Genomic DNA, 17,580 nt, shown 5'->3' with positions numbered 1-17,580 from the left:
CTTAACTTCTACATCTCAAAAATGATCATCGACACATAAGCCAGTTGCAGGTGCTTTTCGGCCTCCAGCAGCAGGTCAATCGCTTCGTAGTTAAATTGTAATTCGAGCAAATAATCAATCAGTGAAATCTGTCCGGCCTTCAGCGCTTCATCCAGCAATTCTTTCTGCTGAATCCGGCTAAGCTGTTCCCGGTACGAACGGACCAGTTTAAAAGCATCGTCCACCTTGCTGTAAACCTGCAATAAATAGTTACGCCATTGCAGCCGGTAGTCCTGTTCCTGTAAAGCCGTCGCTTCCTGTTGCGCACGCGCGGCCCTCACCGTGTTCTTTTTCTCCCACAGGGGGACTGATACGCCAAGCGTAATCCCCCGAAATTTTTCAGCAGCAGTTTGCTCCATCATGTAACCGCCGGTCAGACCGGGCATACGTTTGGCCCTGCTCAATTTTTCACTTTCTTTTCCGGCTTGTTGCGTCAGTTTCCACCATTGCACCTGAGGGTTGGCTGATGTAACCTGTTCAATCCACACCTCAGCATCTTCGGGCAACCGGACAGGCAACCAGCTTGTTTCGTCAAAAGATAAGTCCCGGTTACCATTCAGTGCAGTTATTTGCAACAGAACCTGCTTCCGGTCCTGCCGAAGCTGTTCTGCCTGTTTTTCGGTCTGAAGCTGATACAAAACAGCTTTATTCCGGTCAATCAGGTTCACGTCGCCTGCAGAAAACTTTTCTTCGTATGCCCGGGCCAACTGTGTTGCATCGTTCAACCGGGTCTGCAACTCCTCCCCTTTCCGGTTCAGGTTAACCAATTCAACCCATAAATTCGCAGCCTGATGCAACAATTCAAAGCGAAGCTGCCGATATTCCAACTCAGCCTGCTCATTGCGGATGGATGCAAGTTTTCGCTGATGCGTATAAACCGTTGGAAATTCAATTTCCTGGGTCACCGAAAAATCTTTCCGATTACCAATTGCCGAAGGATTGCCCCACAGGTAAGCCCCCTCAACCGTTGGATCAGCTGGAGCCAGTCCAACACGGTTTTCAAGCTTTTGCGCATCGGTCACAGCCTGGTAGGCCTTCAAACGATTATTATTACGCACCACCTCCTGCAAAAATCCATCGAAGCCGGTTTGTGCAGATGCTGAAAATCCGCAAAACAACAGGATGATATTAAGCATTTTTCTCATAATCATTTCTTTTGAGTAATCCAAAACGGTGCAACAACTGGTAAATAACGGGCACCAGGTAAATATTCAACAGGGTCGACGACAATAAACCTCCCAGAATCACTTTGGACATGGGGCTTTGAATTTCGTTTCCGGGCGCATCTCCCTGAATTGCCAGCGGGATCAGGGCCAGAGCAGCTGTCAGCGCAGTCATCAAAATCGGGCTAAGCCGGTCGATGGACCCGCGAATCAGGATTTCGCTCAGCGGCAGCGCCTGTTCTTCCATCTGCTGAAAACGCGAAACCAGCAAAATTCCGTTCCGGGTGGCAATGCCAAATAAGGTGATGAAGCCAATGATTGCGGGAATACTGACCATTCCTGAAGTCAACCAGATCGCAAAGACGCCGCCAATGAGGGACATGGGCAGGTTAAGCAAAATAATTCCGGCCAGTTTAATATTTTTAAACTCGTGGTATAATAATAAAAAGATGATAACGACCGCCAGCAGCGATGTAAGAGCCAATGTTCGCGATGCCCGCATTTCACTCTCAAACTGACCGCCGTACTCAACCCGATATCCTTCGGGAAGAACAACCTGCCGCTCTATCTGATCCCGGATTTCGCCGACAGCGCTGTGCAAATCGCGCCCTGCCACGTTGGCCGAAACCACAATCTTACGCTGCACATTTTCGCGGCTAACCGAGCCCGGGCCCGACAGCGATTGAATATCCGCTACCTGTTCCAATGGAACTTTTCCGCCTGCTTTTGTATCAATCAGGGCATTTCTCAATCCGTCGATGGTTTCGGTATAATCGTTATTCAATCGCAGAACAAGATCGAACCGGCGTTGCCCTTCATAAATGTCAGCCAGCGCTTCACCACCAAAAGCCAAATCGATAAAACGGGTAAATTCATCGATGGTGATGCCGTAACGGGCGAGCATTTCGCGTTTGACTTTAACATGAATCTGCGGAATTTCCACCTGCTGTTCCACATTTACGTCAACCAAACCGCTGACATCGGTAATTGCCGACTTAATTTGATTTCCCAGCAAAAACAGCTGGTTAAGATCCGGCCCAAACAATTTGACGGCAATGTTTGCCCTCGTTCCCGAAAGCATATGATCAATCCGGTGACCCAGGGGCTGACCTACCGTTGAAGCAATGCCCGGGATACCTTGCAGGCGGCTGCGTACCTCGGCCATAAATTCTTCACGCGGACGCTCTTTCAGTTCAAAGTTCACATCAATCTCAGCGCTGTTTGTTGTTTGCGAGTGCTCGTCCAACTCTCCCCTCCCCGTGCGTCGTGCGGTGTTCTTCACCTCGGGGATCGCCAGTAATTCCGTTTCTGCCAGGTTTCCCAGCCGATGGCTTTCTTCAAGCGAAATACCCGGCTGGCTGATCATCGAAATGGTCAACGCCCCTTCGTTAAACTCGGGCAAGAAGCTCCTCCCCATCGACGAGAGCATCCAAACAGCCATCGCCAACAAAACAAGCGCAGTACCTAACATGGACTTTTTCCATCGGAACACGAACTGAAGAGAAGACTCATAATAGCGGTTCAAATTACGATTCAGCCAGTTGTCCTTCGCTTTCCGGTCGAGGTACTTTTCGTTGGTCAGCAACAAGTGGCACAACAGAGGAGTCAGGGTCATTGCGACAATCAGAGAAACAAACAAGGAAACAATGTAAGCGATACCCAATGGTTTCAGCATGCGTCCTTCCATCCCCGAGAGAAAAAACAGCGGAATAAAAGCAACGATGATGATCAGTGTTGCATTCAGAATAGAAGCCCTGATTTCCTTTGAAGCATCAAAAACTATTCTCCAGACGGATTCACGTGTCTCTTCCGTTTTCTGATGGTTTTGCCGGAGTCGCTTAAACACGTTCTCCACATCGATAATGGCGTCATCTACCAGCGATCCGATCGCAATAGCCATGCCTCCCAAACTCATGGTATTGATATTCAGGCCCAAAAGATTCAATGTAAGTACCGCCCCCAGCAACGACAGCGGAATTGCCAGCAACGAGATGATTGTTGTACGAAAACTTCCCAGAAACAGGAAAAGGATGATCACCACAAAAAGGCCGCCTTCGAGTAAGGCTGTCCTGACATTATTTACCGCCGTTTCGATAAAATCGGCCTGACGAAAAATATGACTATCCACCACCACATCAGGCGGCAAAGTTTGGCGCAGTTCCTCCAGGTTCTTCTCGATGGATTCGGTCAACTTCAGCGTATTTGTATTGGGTTGTTTTGAAACGGATAAAATAACCGAAGGAGAAGCATTTTGTGAAGCATATCCCATTTTTACGGCAGCGCCGATTCTCAATTCGGCAACATCGTCAACAAACACCGGTTTCCCGTTTTTCAGCCTGACCAGCGATTTACCCAACTCGGACAGGCTTGAGGTACGGGCCATGCCACGCACCACGTATTCGTTTCCATACTGGCGGATGACACCGCCCGAGGCGTTCATGCTGATACCGGCGCATACCGCGGCCAATTCATCCATCGACACGCCGTAATAGGCCATCAGCCGGGGATCAGCCAGCACCTGGTACTGTTTGTAATCTCCTCCGATAATGGTTACCTGCGATACGCCGCCGGTTGCCAGCAACACCGGTTTGATATTCCATTCGGCCATTGTCCGTAAATCCATCAAACTGGTTGAGTCGGACTGTAAGCCAATGAACAGGATTTCGCCCATAACACTTGACTGGGGAGCCAGCGTTGGTTGCCCGATGCCAAGCGGCATTTGTCCGGAAAGGCTCACCAGCTTTTCACTAACAATCTGACGCGCCTTAAAAATATCGGTTCCCCAATCAAACTCAACCCAAACAAACGAAAAGCCCTGAGACGAACTTGAACGCACCCGACGCACATCGGTTGCCCCGTTCACCGCGGTTTCTATCGGAAAAGTCACCAGTCTTTCCACCTCTTCGGCTGCCATACCGTGCGCATCGGTCATCACCACCACGGTAGGCGCCGTCAAGTCGGGAAAAACATCAACATCCATTTCACTTGCCGTGTACAAGCCGGAAACCGTCAGCACAACAGCTCCAAGCAGCACCAGCAATTTATTATGGAGGGAAAATTTAATAATCCGGTCTAACATAGTCGCTCCTTTCTTAATGAACATGACCGGCATGCGGATCAAGACTATTAGACACAGCGGCCAGATTGACCAGAACGGCCCCTTTAGTGACCACGCGTTCATCGGCATTCAGGCCTGAGCGAATGATCGTTTCCAATCCGTCTGAATCTCCGGTAATAACCTGACGTTTTTCAAAGTGTTCCGGGTCAAGCTGCACCATCACAAAAAAATGCCCCTGCTGTTCAACCAAGGCTGTATTTGGAACTACCAGACAGTTGGTTTCAGAGGTCATTCTTAAATTCAATTCGACAAAACTTCCCGGGAGAAATTCAGCCTGGTTATCCAGTTCAAAATAAACCGGCAATAAAAAATTCTCCTGGCTCACCTGGCTTCCAACCGACAGCAATTTGCCATTTAATGCTGAAAGCTCCTGCCAGTCGGTCTGGCCGGCTGACCGCACGGTTACCGCTTGTATTTGCTTTAGACGGGTGACATATTTTTGCTGAATTTCGGCTTTTAACTGGATTCTCCCCTGTTGTATCATCCCGGCAACCGCCTGCCCTGCCGATACGTGTTGCCCGTTTTGAACGAAAATCCGTCCAAGATTTCCGGTTACCGGCGCAGCAAGCAACTGACCGGCAGAAGAAAAATTCTGCTGAAGGTTTTTGTAAACCGTTTCGGCCTTCTCAAAACTGCTTTTAACTTCGAGCAATTCACGCTGGGAAACAAGCTGTTTTTCTGCCAGTTTTTCCATGCGCTCAAGGTCGGCTTTTTCCTTTTCATAATTCGTCCGGGCTGTGGCGAAAACAACAGAAACATTATCATCGGCCATACCCGAGCCCGAAATTCGAAACAGTTCCTGCCCGGCATTTACGCGGATTCCTTCAACCACGCCCGGCATAAACCGGATCATTCCGCTGGTTGCAGCGCTCATTATCTGGCTTTTTTCAGGAGCTGTCTGTACTACCGCCGAAGCTTTCAGAACCGGGCCAAAGGGTTTCGGCGACGGGAAAGCTGTTGCAAAGTCAATTTTCCACGATTGTTCTTTCGTAAAAACGATCGCATTCCCGTGATTGAGTTCCCGATCTTCATAATAATGAATAGCTTTATGATCATCCTTAAAAACCGGAACAGCGACTTCTACCGTCTTTTTTTCACCGTCCTGCTCAATCGAAAAAGACAGCATCCCCTCTCCTGTGGTTCCGGGAGTCAGAAAAAACTGATAGATACCGGCTTGCAAAGCCTGCCCATCCACCGGGCCAACAAGCTGTCCTCCAACCAAAAGACTGGCTGTAAGCTTGGCCTGATTCAGCGGGTTAAAACCGGGTAGCAGGGTAAAATGCGCCAATATGCCTGCCTTTTCTCCTTCGACAAAGGGGTCGGCTTCGGCATACAACTCAAAATCGTCGGTGTAAACAACCAGTTTTTGCTTTATTTCATCGTGATCATGATGGCCGTCGTCATCCCCGGCCTGTTCGCGCTGATGTGATTCGTTGTGTTGATGCGAGCAGTCCCAAAATAAAAGGCCTGCTGCCAATACCATAACCAATATGGGCTTCATAATTCTTTTTGATTAATCGTGAAGAAATGCAGAAACGACCGAATAAGTCATTTCCGAAAAATTTTAAAAACCGGAATTATGAAAATACAGGAGGCGCCCTTAAGCCCGAAAGATGATCGGCAAATATTTTAGGTAAGCTAAAATCGGGTGCGGTATAGGCCTTACCGGTAATAACCGGAACAAACACTTCGTTCAGGACTGATTGTGCCAAATAGAACGAGGTGAGCAATAATATTTTCGACGGCACCGGATCGACACTGAAATAACAGGCTAAATCTGATTCTTCGCCGTGATGGCACGAGCAAATTCCATCAACAGCAACCGGAGATCTCTCCCCTACGCCGTCGTACTGATGTCCGGCAGAACAAAACGAAAACAAGTTCGCATGGTGATGGTGCGGAATAACATGATGTGCCAGGACAATAAAATAAACTGACAGCAAAAGGAAAGACAATATGTTTCGGATTTTCAGCACGAAACAAAAATAGCGTTTTATCAGGAAAGGTCAAATACCAAAATCCGGAATAAATAAAATTTATTGAGCAGTCCGTACGTTAGAAGGATTGAGTATATTTATCATTAATATTTTTCTTTGTCATGACAAAACTGAATTTCAGCCTTATGAAACCTGAATTAAAAATAAGAACGATTGTATTGGCGGGCCTGCTATTATTGGTGGTAATCCCGTCGATCGGCCAAAACCGGATTATCCGGAACCAGGGGTTTTATTATACACTGGAAGCAACCGGCGGATACGGGCTAAAAATGGATACATCGTCCGATTATTGGGGGGAGGATGTGAACGAGACCTATTCGCCTTACAGTACCGGCTTGCGGGCAACAGCAAACTGGTTTTACAGTTACCATGTTTCGGCAGGAGTTGGTTTGGGGTACACGCGTTATCAGAATCCGGCTATGAATACCTTCCCCGTCCTGGTCAATATTAAATGGTTTGCCGACAAACCGGCGAAAACACCGTTTCTTTATGCCGAAGGCGGTTATTCATACCGGTTAGACAGCGACCGGGATAATAAAGGGCTTATGTATGAAATTGGCGTTGGCTACCGGCGCAGGCTTCAGCAACGAAAAAATTTCCTCATCTTCAAAATCGGTTACAGCGGGTTTAAAACAAATGAGTGGTTATGGGCGCAAACCCCGGAAGCAGTCGTCACCCACGAAGATATCTACCAATGGTATCCCCTGAACCGCCCGTCAGTCAATTTCACTATCGGGTTCTATCATTCGACCCGGTATTAAACGTCGCCAAATAAGCGCTACCATGCCATTTCACTTATTAACCGTGAATCTTAAGGATTTATTAACTAAAAAGAAGCGGTAACGGGATGAATTATATTACCTTTGCGCCCCTTAAATAATGTGAAAGTTTCAAGGAATGATTACTGTTTCAAATTTAGCTATCCAGTTTGGGAAAAAACCGCTTTTCTCTGATGTAAACATGAAATTCACCCCGGGCAACTGTTACGGGGTAATTGGGGCCAACGGCGCCGGAAAATCAACTTTCCTGAGATTAGTCTCCGGAGAACTGGAACCCACCAGGGGATCTGTCAGCATGGGACCGGGCGAACGCCTTTCGGTGCTGAAGCAAAACCACTATGAATTTGATGAATTCCCGGTTTTAGATACCGTCCTCATGGGACACAAAGAGTTATGGCGGGTGATGAAAGAAAAAGACGCGCTGTATGCCAAACCTGAATTTACAGAGGAAGACGGCTTGCTTGCAGCCAAACTGGAGGATGAATTTGCCGGTATGGATGGCTGGAATGCCGAAAGCGATGCAGCCATGTTGCTGAGCGGCCTCGGCATAAAAGAAGATTTGCATAATCAGCTAATGAAAGATCTCGATGGTAAGGTCAAAGTAAGGGTACTGCTCGCCCAGGCTTTATTTGGAAACCCCGATAACCTGCTGCTGGATGAGCCTACCAACGACCTCGACCTGGAAACGGTTCTTTGGCTCGAAAACTACCTGAGCAACTGCCAGAATACGGTCATCGTGGTATCGCACGACCGTCACTTTCTGGACAATGTTTGTACCGATGTTGTTGACATTGACTTTGGTAAAATCCGTGCCTTCTCCGGAAACTATACCTTCTGGTACGAATCCAGCCAGCTGGCCCTTCGCCAGCAAACCGCGGCCAATAAAAAAGCCGAAGAAAAACGAAAAGAATTGCTCGAATTCATCAGCCGGTTTAGCGCCAACGTAGCCAAATCGAAACAAACCACCAGCCGTAAAAAGATGCTGGATAAACTGAATATTGAAGAAATTGAACCTTCCACCCGGCGTTACCCGGGCATCATCTTTCAACCGGAACGCCAAACCGGCGACCGCGTACTTCGCGTGGAAGGGCTGACCTATATCCAGGACGGAGAAGTTTTCTTTAAAGATGCCACCTTTACCATTGAAAAAGAGGATAAGGTTGTTTTTCTGGGCAAGGATAACCGCATCATGACCACCTTTTTCAAAATCATTACCGGAGAACTGGAACCAACAGCCGGTATTTTCGAATGGGGTGTCACCATCAAAAAAGCCTACCTGCCTATGGACAACACGGAATACTTTACCCAAAATAAAAGCCTGTACGAGTGGTTGGGTAACTATTCACACGACACCAGCGAGGCCTTTTTACGCGGTTATCTTGGAAAAATGTTGTTCTCGGGCGACGATTTGCAGAAAAATGTACAGGTTCTTTCAGGAGGTGAAAAAATGCGTTGCATGATTTCGCGCATGATGCTGGAACACCCAAACGTGGTTATTCTCGACCATCCGACCAATCACCTCGATATGGAATCGATCCAGTCGTTCAACAACAACATGAAGGTTTACCCGGGCCAGATCCTGATGGCTTCACACGACCACGAGTTTATCCGTACCGTTTGTACCCGCGTGATCGACCTGACGCCCGACGGGGTCATCGACAAGTATATGGATTTTGAAGAATACCTGACCGATGAAAAGATTAAAGCAAACAGGCAGGCAAAATATAACAAATAAAAAACATTGGTCCGGCATTTCTCGCCGAGCCAACAAGCATTTACAACCGGAAGTCCCTGAATGAAAGGTTCAACGGATTCCGGTTGTTTTTATTAACAACATCAAAATAAAAAATAAAACAGCTCATTCGTTGGTCAAAAACAGGCTTTCAGGTTAAAAAAACAATACGTTCATCAAATAAAAAGTGTTAATCACATACTATAAGTACCATTAATTCTGTTTTACATTATATTTGCATAATAAAAATAGAATGCCATGAACATAAGCGTACTTCTAAATTTACTGACAAGCTTTTTTCTTACATATCTCACGATACCTGTCATTGTCAGGATATCCAATGCAAAACATTTATTCGATGTCCCTGATCACCGGAAATTAAATAAGGTTGTTGTCCCTACTTTAGGCGGTGTTGCTATCTTCCTTGGAATGACGCTCAGTACGCTTCTTTTTTTGCAGGGCGACTCCACATTCGGATTTCGTTATTTATTTGTAGCCATTCTCATGATGCTTTTTATCGGGATTAAAGATGACATCCTGATCATGTCGGCACGAAAAAAACTGGTCGTACAAATAGCAGCTGCCTTAATCCTGGTCTTATTAGGCAATTTCCGCATTGTTCATGTTTATGGTTTTGCATCGCTTACCCAGTTGAACGATTGGGTCAGCATCCCCTTATCCGTTTTATTCATTCTATTCGTGATCAACGCGGTGAACCTGATCGACGGAATCGACGGTCTTGCGGCGGGCATTGCCCTGTTTATTTCATCCGTACTTGGCACCTGGTTCTTCCTGGCAGGACATTTTAATGCCGGAATTGCCTGTTTTGCCCTAAGCGGAAGCCTGTTGGCTTTTTTGCGCTTCAACTTATGGGGAGGAGAAAACAAAGTTTTCATGGGCGACACCGGCTCGTTGATTCTGGGAACCTTTCTGGCCACCATCACCATCAAATTCATGGAAGTCAACTATTTTACCTTCAATGAATTTTACATTACCCAGGCGCCGTTAATTGCCCTTGGACTGCTGATTGTTCCGGTTACCGACACCTTGCGGGTATTTACCATCCGGATTAAAAATAAACGTTCACCCTTTTCGCCTGATATGAACCACATTCATCATTTGCTGATTCGTCTGGGGCTGACCCATATTCAGGCAAGCGGGTTCCTGGTTACCTACACGGTCGTATTCACCTTGTCGGCTTTAACCTTACAACAATACCTGAATATTACCATCGGATTCATGCTGATGCTCTCAGCCAGTTTTACTGCTGTTGCCCTTATTTACAAGCGCACACTGCAAATAGCGGCAACCAAAGAATCAGAACGAACCGGCTCCGATTCAAAAACAATCCAGATGCACAACTGGAAAAAAGCGCATGAAGAAGTGGTCGCATACAGGAAAGGAAAAACATTTTATCGCTAATTATTTTGATTACAGTTTAGAATAATTGATTTCCCAACAAAGAACAGAAGGTGTGACTGAAAGGTGACACCTTTTGTATTTTAATTTATCTTTGTCACTTGAAAAAACTTAAACATTTCAATATGAAAGCTTATGTATTTCCCGGTCAGGGAGCTCAATTCCCGGGAATGGGAAAAGATCTTTACGAAAACTCGCCCCTGGCTAAAGAACTATTTGATAAAGCCAATGAAATTTTAGGCTTCAACATCACCAACATCATGTTCGAAGGATCGGTAGACGACCTGAAACAAACCAGAGTAACCCAACCGGCTATTTTTTTGCATTCCGTTATCCTGGCAAAAACACTGGAAAACTTTCAGCCGGAAATGGTTGCGGGACATTCGCTCGGCGAATTTTCGGCCTTGGTTGCCAATGGCGCTTTAACCTTCGAAGACGGCTTGCGGCTGGTTTACCAGCGGGCCATGGCGATGCAAAAAGCCTGTGAACGGCAACCCTCCACCATGGCGGCCATTGTGGGACTGGAAGATGCTGTTGTGGAAGAAACCTGTGCCGCGATCGACGACGTGGTGGTCCCTGCAAACTATAACTGCCCCGGCCAGTTGGTCATTTCGGGAAGCATGGAAGGGATTGATAAAGCCTGCGAACTGCTAACGGCCAAAGGAGCCAAACGTGCATTGAAACTGGTTGTTGGCGGCGCATTCCACTCTCCGCTGATGGAACCGGCCCGCGAAGAACTGGCAGCAGCGATTGATGCAACGACCTTCAGTCAGCCGGTTTGCCCGGTTTACCAGAATGTGAATGCCGCTCCGGTCAGCGATCCGGCCGTGATCAAGCAAAACCTGATTGCCCAGCTGACAGCCCCGGTGCGATGGACACAAACCGTCGAGAATATGCTGAAAGACGGCGCCACCCTCTTTACCGAAATCGGACCGGGAAAAGTGCTGCAAGGCTTGATCAAAAAAGTAGACCGAAACGCTGAAACTGCCGGTATCGACAGTTTTACCGCATAGAACATTGTTTTCAACTGATCCAGCCGTTCTGAATCGCCCGGGTATTTCGGTCTGTTTTGGAACGGTTGTATTTTTTTCGTCGCGTAACCTTTCGACTGACAAAGACCATGATTAAAGAAGCCTGTATTGAAAATTTCACGGAAGCGCTGGCCGCCCGGAACGCCGGGGCCGACCGGGTTGAACTGTGCGAAAACCTGAATGTGGGCGGAACCACCCCCTCCTACGGAACCATCAAAATGTGTGTCGAAAAACTGGGCATCCCGGCTTTCGTGATGATCAGGCCGCGTGGCGGAAACTTCGTGTATACGCAGGAAGAGCTCGAAATCATGAAAGCAGACATCACGCTGTGCAAACAACTTCGTGTGCCGGCTGTTGTATTTGGTTTGCTGACCGAAGACGGCCGAATTGATGAAGTAAACACCCGTGAACTGATTGAACTGGCCCGGCCCATGCAGGTAACCTTTCACAAGGCCTTCGACGAGCTGCGCGACCCGCTGTCGGGCCTTGAAACACTCATCGGTCTGGGAGCCGACCGGATCCTGACCTCCGGAACCAAAGCCACCGCTAAAGAAGGGACTGAAATCCTCAATCTACTCATTGAAAAAGCCGCCGGGCGAATGACCCTTGTTGCCGCCGGAAAAGTGACAAGCGAAAACCTGGATGAACTCAGCAAATCGATTCACACAAACGAATTTCACGGAAAAAGAATCGTTAATTTTTAACCGAAACCATTTCACAGCGATTACCTGATTTAACCATGACCACCTCCAAAAACGCGTTACTCGACCTGGCCTTTCATTTTGTCCGCGATACCAATCAAAACATTTTCCTGACAGGTAAAGCCGGAACCGGGAAAACCACTTTCCTCAAAAACCTGAAACGCGAGTCTCCCAAGCGAATGGTGGTGGTAGCCCCAACCGGGGTCGCAGCCATCAATGCAGGCGGTGTAACCATCCACTCGTTCTTCCAGATGTCATTCGGGCCCCAGGTACCACAGGACAACCCCTCGCTCACCATCAGCAATCCCGACGGGCTGAATGCCCCCACCGCCATCAAACGATACAGCAAAGAAAAGATCAATATCATCCGCAGCCTCGACCTGCTGGTGATTGACGAGATCAGCATGGTGCGCGCCGATTTACTCGACGGGATCGACGAAGTACTGCGCCGCTTCCGCGACAAGCGAAAACCCTTTGGCGGCGTTCAGTTGCTGATGATCGGCGACCTTCAGCAGCTGGCGCCTGTGGTTAAAGAGGATGAATGGGAAATTTTGCGGAAATATTACGATACCTGCTATTTCTTTAGCAGCCGGGCGCTCCGTATGTCCAGCTATGTCAGCATCGAACTGAAACACATTTACCGGCAAAGCGATGAAAACTTTATCCGTTTGCTGAATAAAATACGCGAAAATGAACTGGATGAAGAAACGCTGACCGAACTGAACAAACGATACCTTCCCGGTTTTCATCCAACCGATCAGGAGGGGTACATCACCCTCACCACCCACAATTACCAGGCACAGGAAATTAATCAATCCAAACTGAAGGAACTGAAAACCAAAGCCCATACGTTTAGGTCGACCATTCGGGGCGAGTTTCCTGAATACATGTATCCCACCGATCCGGAGTTGGTGCTGAAAGCCGGGGCACAAGTGATGTTTGTAAAAAACGACAGCTCGGTATCCAAACGGTATTACAACGGGAAAATCGGCACCTTGCACTCGATCACCGACGACGGCCTGAAAGTGCAATGCCCCAACGAAACCGAACTTATTTGGGTAGAACCGGAAGAATGGCAAAATGCCAAATACGCCCTTAACCCCGAAACACAGGAGATTGAAGAAACGGTGGCCGGCACCTTTGAACAATACCCCCTAAAACTGGCCTGGGCCATTACCATTCACAAAAGTCAGGGGCTAACCTTCGAAAAAGCCATCATCAATGCCCGCCAATCGTTCGCTCACGGGCAGGTTTACGTAGCCCTCAGCCGCTGCAAATCGCTCGAAGGGCTGGCGCTCAGCACACCCATTATGCCGCAAAGCGTTAAAAACGACCATACGGTCAGCCATTTTATCAGCGAAGTAGAACAAAATCAGCCCGACGACCAGGACCTGCTTAAAGCCAAACAACGTTACCGGCAACAATTACTCACCGAACTGTTCGATTTCAACCCCGTTCAACGTCACATTCAATATGTGCTCAAGCTTTGCACCGAACATGGCCCGCTGCTTCTGGGTAACCTTAACCAGCAACTTCAATCGATACTCCCAACGTTAAAAACAGAATTAATTGAAGTTGGCGTAAAATTTCAGAGACAACTGATCAGCCTGACCGGATTGGAGGCTGAAGCAGAGCAAAACGAAGCCTTGCAGGAGCGGGTAAAAAAAGCCTGCCCTTATTTTTTAAAAACAATGGACGCGGTGGTTCTGCAAGCCCTGAAACAGGCCAGCTTTGAAACCGACAACCAGGCCATCCGGAAATCGCTTCAGGAAGGGCTGCAACGGCTCAGAAGCGAACTGAAGGTGAAACAAGCAGGCATCGAAAGCTGTATTGACGGGTTTGAGTTGAAACGCTACCTCGACAGCCGCGCTAAAGCAGCCATCGACACCGAGACAAACCGGACAGCCGACGGAACCGATCATGCAGCCTTATCAAAATATCCCGACTTTTTTAAACAGATGCTTACCTGGCGCCATCAGAAAGCCAAAGAAATCCGGGTGGAAATAGCCCGTGTGATGCGACAAAAAACCTTACTCGAAATTGTTGAGAAACTTCCGACGACCATCGCCGGTCTGAAAGCAATAAAAGGAATGGGCGGGAAAAAGATGCAGCAGTTCGGAAAAGAAATCCTCGAAATGATCGTGGCCTATCGTCATCAGAAAGGATTGGATGTGCCACTGAAAGCAGATAACGAGATTTTGAACGCCGGTTTCAACAGCAAAGAAACCAGCCTGCATCTGTTTCAACAAGGGCTAACGGTGACCGAAATTGCCCAAAAACGGCAAATGGCCCAGTCGACCATCGAAGGGCACCTCGCCCACTTTGTCGGCCTTGGCGGGCTCGACATCAATCGCCTGGTAGATCCTCAAAAAAGAAAGGTGATCGCCGAACTGGCCGACAAAAAACCAAACGTTTCGTCAGGCGAACTGAAAGCTGCCCTTGGAAGTCAATATACCTATGCCGAAATCAGGTATGTGATCAAACAGCTCGAATCCGAAAGAACGAAAAAAAGATAAATAAAATTCGACCCGTTTTTGAATTTGCTCCCGCGAAGGGAGAAAAACAATTTTCTGACTCCTGCATCCGGTGTGCTGACTACCCCTTGTCCACCCTTTGTCCAGTTTTGGCTATTGAGTAAAACAATCATCTATCTATTAATGAATCACTTGAAAAAATAATTTTGTCCAGCTAATGTCCAGTTCAATTTCATGGTTAATGGCGACTATTGGCTTATATTTATACTAAAAATCCAAAAAAACATGAAGAAAGCCAACATACGTATCGGCATAAACTTTCACACGTGCCGAAGTAAATCTCCATAAGTATCGGCGTAAATTTTCATAAGTGCGGAAGTAAACCTGCGCACGTGTGGAAGTAGTGCTTGCACACTTACGCGGATTTGACTGCACACTTACGCAGGTTCGGCCGCAGACGTGTGCAGATTTTACTCCGGACGTCTGTAGATTTTCCTGCAGACTTATGCAGAAAAAACAATCATTAATCCGTTCTCCAGGTCCATCTATACAGGCCCCGGGAACACAAATAAATTAACCAATGAAATACAAACTAATTGAGCGGGCAAACCCGCTAAACCGCGACCAGAAAAAATGGTACGCCAGCCCTGTAAACGAAGGTAAGATCACCAAATCAGACCTGGCCAAAGACATCGTAGGCGCCTCTTCGCTGTCGAGGGGCGATGTTTCGAATGCGATTGAAAACCTCATCGACACCATGCCCAAGTACCTGCTCATGGGTAAAAGCATCAATTTGGGCGAATTCGGTACGCTTCGAATCTCTTTCTCCAGCGAAGGTGTAGAGGCACCCGAGCAGTTTAATACCAACAAAATTTCGGGGGTGAAAGTCATCTTTACCCCCAGTATAGAATTCAAAGCAGCTCTTGAACACATTAAGTTCGAAAAAAGCGAGTAAGAGAGCGCAAATCCAAACGTTGTTTGAGCTTTACCGAACGTGAGCGATTTGTGCGACGAAGGAGCGAAAAAGCGAATAAACAGGCGGGGATAGTCATCCGTATTCTGCTGCTGATACCATAATGGACTGCAAACGCAAATTACAAGTCGACCACCTGTTGTGCAACCAGAACAGGTACATACAGTAACACGTGCTGGAACTTTACCGGAGAAAGACGAAACTTGTTTATTGTAACGATCACGGGCAAAAAAATAGGAAAGACTACCATGAAACAAGAAAATCTAGTGCTAATAAAATTCCAGTTCTGGTAGCTCCCCTTTCGGGAGTGAAGGTACATTAAATAAGTATATCTCTCTACAAAAAGAGTTTACAGATTTTAGTTTCAATAATAATCACTTTTTAAAATAAAATGAAATGAAAAAATTACTTTCTATCCTGAATAATTCATAAACTTTAAAAAGGTGAATATTTGATTTTTTCAGCCGTGGGATTTAATAACCCATATGCTGAAAAGAAAATTTGTTGTCTGCGATTGTTTTCGATTGGTCATTTTAGAGGTTGGCCTGTTTAGTTTTAGACCAAAAATTGTGTGTATTTTCTTCACAGAACATAGGTATTTTATCTTGTGCTTTGCAAGTGCCTGATTAATATGTATTTTTGAATATAGTTGGGTTGTTGCTAACGGCGCAACTGTCCGATTTCGAGGAAGTAATTCTCAAGCAGTTTGGCTTGCGGGCATGAAGCTGGAAATTCCACTTTTATTTTTGTCTTCATTTGTCTAACCTGGGCAGCAATTTTAATGAACCTTTCACGTAATGTCTTCATCGTAACAGCTGCCAACCCCTTTGTTTTTAGCATGTTCTCCTGCAACGAGTGCATCAGCACATAAGCGGCTGAATGCAAGAATAACCTGAACTGATTGGCATAAAAGCTATTGCACGACATCCGGCCTGATTGCAGGTAGTTTTTGTGGTCTTTGATATTGAGTTCCATCCTGCCCCGTCCGCAGTACCCTTGTTCGTAAAGTGCCTTTGTCCGGTATTCCCAAAGGTCGGTTACAATAAAACGAATATTGGATCCTTTGCTTGTCACTTCGATTTTAACAATCACGCGTTGCTGGTTTTCCCAACTACCCGCTTTGTAGCCAAATGAGTGATAACGCTTTATGGGTTTGGCATATCTGGCAAATTCATTTTCGCAACTCTTTACAAGAGTTTCAACACTCGAATTCAATACGCTGTTTCCGGTCAAGCCAGTTATAAAATGGATATTGGGTTGTCCAACGCACCAGTCCATCAACTCTTTGCTGCAAAAGTGGCTGTCGCCCCGAACAATGATCACCGTATTTTTCCACGATTTGCGCAAATGGGCAACAAGCCTTTTGAGTATCCCAAAAACATTGGCACTTTTGCTGCGCCTGCCTGGTTTGAGTATGGTGGTAATCAGTTTTCCCGACAAGCCTTCATAAATGTGAAGGGGCATGTAGCAATACTCTCCGTAATAGTTATTGAACAGGGTTAACTGCTGCCCCCCGTGGGTATCAATGTTGGTGTCATCGCAATCGATAATAATCACAGGAGGTTCCGAAGGGTAGGATTCAATAAACTTATTGGCAAAGGCATACGCGATGTTGTACAGTTCACTGGCTCTTGGGGTGTTCTCAAAACGGGTCATAGTTGATTGAGATGCCAAGGCATTCCCTGTCATGGGCAAACGTCCAACACTCATTTTCAGGATCGTGTCATCGCGCAAGGTATTGCAATCATTGGCATCTTCATATCCAGCAACAATCTGATATACCCGCTGTGCAGCAATCTCTTCCAAAGAGTGGTCAACATAGCTTTGATGCCGGGTGTCCTCAATACAAGTAACCAGCGACTTGATGATGCCAATCCGGCTCTCGATATCTTTGACCAACAGCAAACCACCATCTGAAGAAATCTCAGATGCAGTAAAACTTACCTCAATACGCTTATTGTCAATTGGTTGTAAATCGAAGAGTTTTCCCTGGCAAATTGCAACGTCTGTTTGCTTGTCCAGAGTTTTTTCGGTAATTTTATTTTCTGAAGAGCTCATGGAAATACGGTTGTAAGACGCTGTAAGATAGTAATTTATCTTTAATTTTCGTGAGCTTTTCTTCGTTTTTGTGAATTATTCAGGCTATAATTTCAG

12 protein-coding genes are annotated in these 17,580 nt (G+C 46.7%); 7 read left to right on the top strand and 5 right to left on the bottom strand.

The window, feature by feature from the left end:
• Positions 1-8: 8 nt before the first annotated feature.
• The 4 genes from AC6H3C_RS10425 to AC6H3C_RS10410 all read right to left on the bottom strand — a co-directional run bounded on the left by AC6H3C_RS10425 (position 9) and on the right by AC6H3C_RS10410 (position 6,296).
• Complete coding sequence (locus tag AC6H3C_RS10425) at positions 9-1,184, bottom strand: TolC family protein (protein ID WP_497520707.1); 1,176 nt, start codon at positions 1,182-1,184, stop codon at positions 9-11.
• Entirely contained in the window at positions 1,168-4,305 is a 3,138-nt protein-coding gene (locus AC6H3C_RS10420; protein WP_497520706.1) for an efflux RND transporter permease subunit, read from the bottom strand. Before AC6H3C_RS10420 ends, AC6H3C_RS10425 begins: the two co-directional genes overlap by 17 nt.
• Positions 4,295-5,821 (bottom strand): efflux RND transporter periplasmic adaptor subunit, encoded by a 1,527-nt coding sequence (locus AC6H3C_RS10415; protein WP_497520705.1) that lies wholly within the window; start codon positions 5,819-5,821, stop codon positions 4,295-4,297. Before AC6H3C_RS10415 ends, AC6H3C_RS10420 begins: the two co-directional genes overlap by 11 nt.
• A 76-nt stretch (positions 5,822-5,897) precedes the next feature.
• A complete protein-coding gene (locus AC6H3C_RS10410) occupies positions 5,898-6,296 on the bottom strand; it encodes a DUF6769 family protein (protein ID WP_497520704.1) in 399 nt (132 codons plus the stop codon).
• A gap of 146 nt (positions 6,297-6,442) precedes the next feature.
• On the opposite strand from AC6H3C_RS10410, the gene AC6H3C_RS10405 reads away from it, so the two are divergent.
• The 7 genes from AC6H3C_RS10405 (at position 6,443) to AC6H3C_RS10375 (ending at position 15,408) form a co-directional block, all read left to right on the top strand.
• Positions 6,443-7,078: a hypothetical protein gene (locus AC6H3C_RS10405; protein WP_497520703.1), complete on the top strand. Its 636-nt coding sequence runs from the start codon at positions 6,443-6,445 to the stop codon at positions 7,076-7,078.
• A gap of 136 nt (positions 7,079-7,214) precedes the next feature.
• Positions 7,215-8,831 carry an ABC-F family ATP-binding cassette domain-containing protein gene (locus tag AC6H3C_RS10400; RefSeq protein ID WP_497520702.1) on the top strand — a complete coding sequence of 539 codons (1,617 nt, stop codon included), beginning with the start codon at positions 7,215-7,217 and terminating at the stop codon, positions 8,829-8,831.
• 255 nt (positions 8,832-9,086) lie between these two features.
• On the top strand, positions 9,087-10,250 hold the full coding sequence (locus tag AC6H3C_RS10395; protein ID WP_497520701.1) for a glycosyltransferase family 4 protein: 1,164 nt from the start codon (positions 9,087-9,089) through the stop codon (positions 10,248-10,250).
• A gap of 122 nt (positions 10,251-10,372) precedes the next feature.
• A complete protein-coding gene (gene fabD / locus AC6H3C_RS10390) occupies positions 10,373-11,260 on the top strand; it encodes an ACP S-malonyltransferase (RefSeq protein ID WP_497520700.1) in 888 nt (295 codons plus the stop codon).
• Positions 11,261-11,367: 107 nt separating this feature from the next.
• On the top strand, positions 11,368-11,982 hold the full coding sequence (locus tag AC6H3C_RS10385; RefSeq protein WP_497520699.1) for a copper homeostasis protein CutC: 615 nt from the start codon (positions 11,368-11,370) through the stop codon (positions 11,980-11,982).
• 35 nt (positions 11,983-12,017) lie between these two features.
• Positions 12,018-14,495: a helix-turn-helix domain-containing protein gene (locus AC6H3C_RS10380; protein WP_497520698.1), complete on the top strand. Its 2,478-nt coding sequence runs from the start codon at positions 12,018-12,020 to the stop codon at positions 14,493-14,495.
• 538 nt (positions 14,496-15,033) lie between these two features.
• Positions 15,034-15,408, top strand: a complete 375-nt coding sequence (locus AC6H3C_RS10375; protein WP_497520697.1) for an HU family DNA-binding protein — start codon at positions 15,034-15,036, stop codon at positions 15,406-15,408.
• A 678-nt stretch (positions 15,409-16,086) separates the two neighbouring features.
• Here AC6H3C_RS10375 and AC6H3C_RS10370 read toward each other — a convergent pair.
• Entirely contained in the window at positions 16,087-17,484 is a 1,398-nt protein-coding gene (locus AC6H3C_RS10370) for an IS1380 family transposase (RefSeq protein WP_497515887.1), read from the bottom strand.
• Between the last annotated feature and the right edge of the window lie 96 nt (positions 17,485-17,580).

It is taken from the genome of Gaoshiqia sp. US2, from assembly GCF_059705485.1.
Note: the sequence above shows the minus strand (reverse complement) of the source record. Positions and strands in the feature narration are given on the sequence as shown.

Excerpts from the sequence above, each read along its gene's own strand:
- AC6H3C_RS10425 (WP_497520707.1), bottom strand. The coding sequence starts at position 1,184 with ATGAGAAAAATGCTTAATATCATCCTGTTGTTTTGCGGATTTTCAGCA.
- AC6H3C_RS10420 (WP_497520706.1), bottom strand. The coding sequence starts at position 4,305 with ATGTTCATTAAGAAAGGAGCGACTATGTTAGACCGGATTATTAAATTT.
- AC6H3C_RS10415 (WP_497520705.1), bottom strand. The coding sequence starts at position 5,821 with ATGAAGCCCATATTGGTTATGGTATTGGCAGCAGGCCTTTTATTTTGG.
- AC6H3C_RS10405 (WP_497520703.1), top strand. The coding sequence starts at position 6,443 with ATGAAACCTGAATTAAAAATAAGAACGATTGTATTGGCGGGCCTGCTA.
- AC6H3C_RS10400 (WP_497520702.1), top strand. The coding sequence starts at position 7,215 with ATGATTACTGTTTCAAATTTAGCTATCCAGTTTGGGAAAAAACCGCTT.
- AC6H3C_RS10395 (WP_497520701.1), top strand. The coding sequence starts at position 9,087 with ATGAACATAAGCGTACTTCTAAATTTACTGACAAGCTTTTTTCTTACA.
- fabD (WP_497520700.1), top strand. The coding sequence starts at position 10,373 with ATGAAAGCTTATGTATTTCCCGGTCAGGGAGCTCAATTCCCGGGAATG.
- AC6H3C_RS10385 (WP_497520699.1), top strand. The coding sequence starts at position 11,368 with ATGATTAAAGAAGCCTGTATTGAAAATTTCACGGAAGCGCTGGCCGCC.
- AC6H3C_RS10380 (WP_497520698.1), top strand. The coding sequence starts at position 12,018 with ATGACCACCTCCAAAAACGCGTTACTCGACCTGGCCTTTCATTTTGTC.
- AC6H3C_RS10375 (WP_497520697.1), top strand. The coding sequence starts at position 15,034 with ATGAAATACAAACTAATTGAGCGGGCAAACCCGCTAAACCGCGACCAG.
- AC6H3C_RS10370 (WP_497515887.1), bottom strand. The coding sequence starts at position 17,484 with ATGAGCTCTTCAGAAAATAAAATTACCGAAAAAACTCTGGACAAGCAA.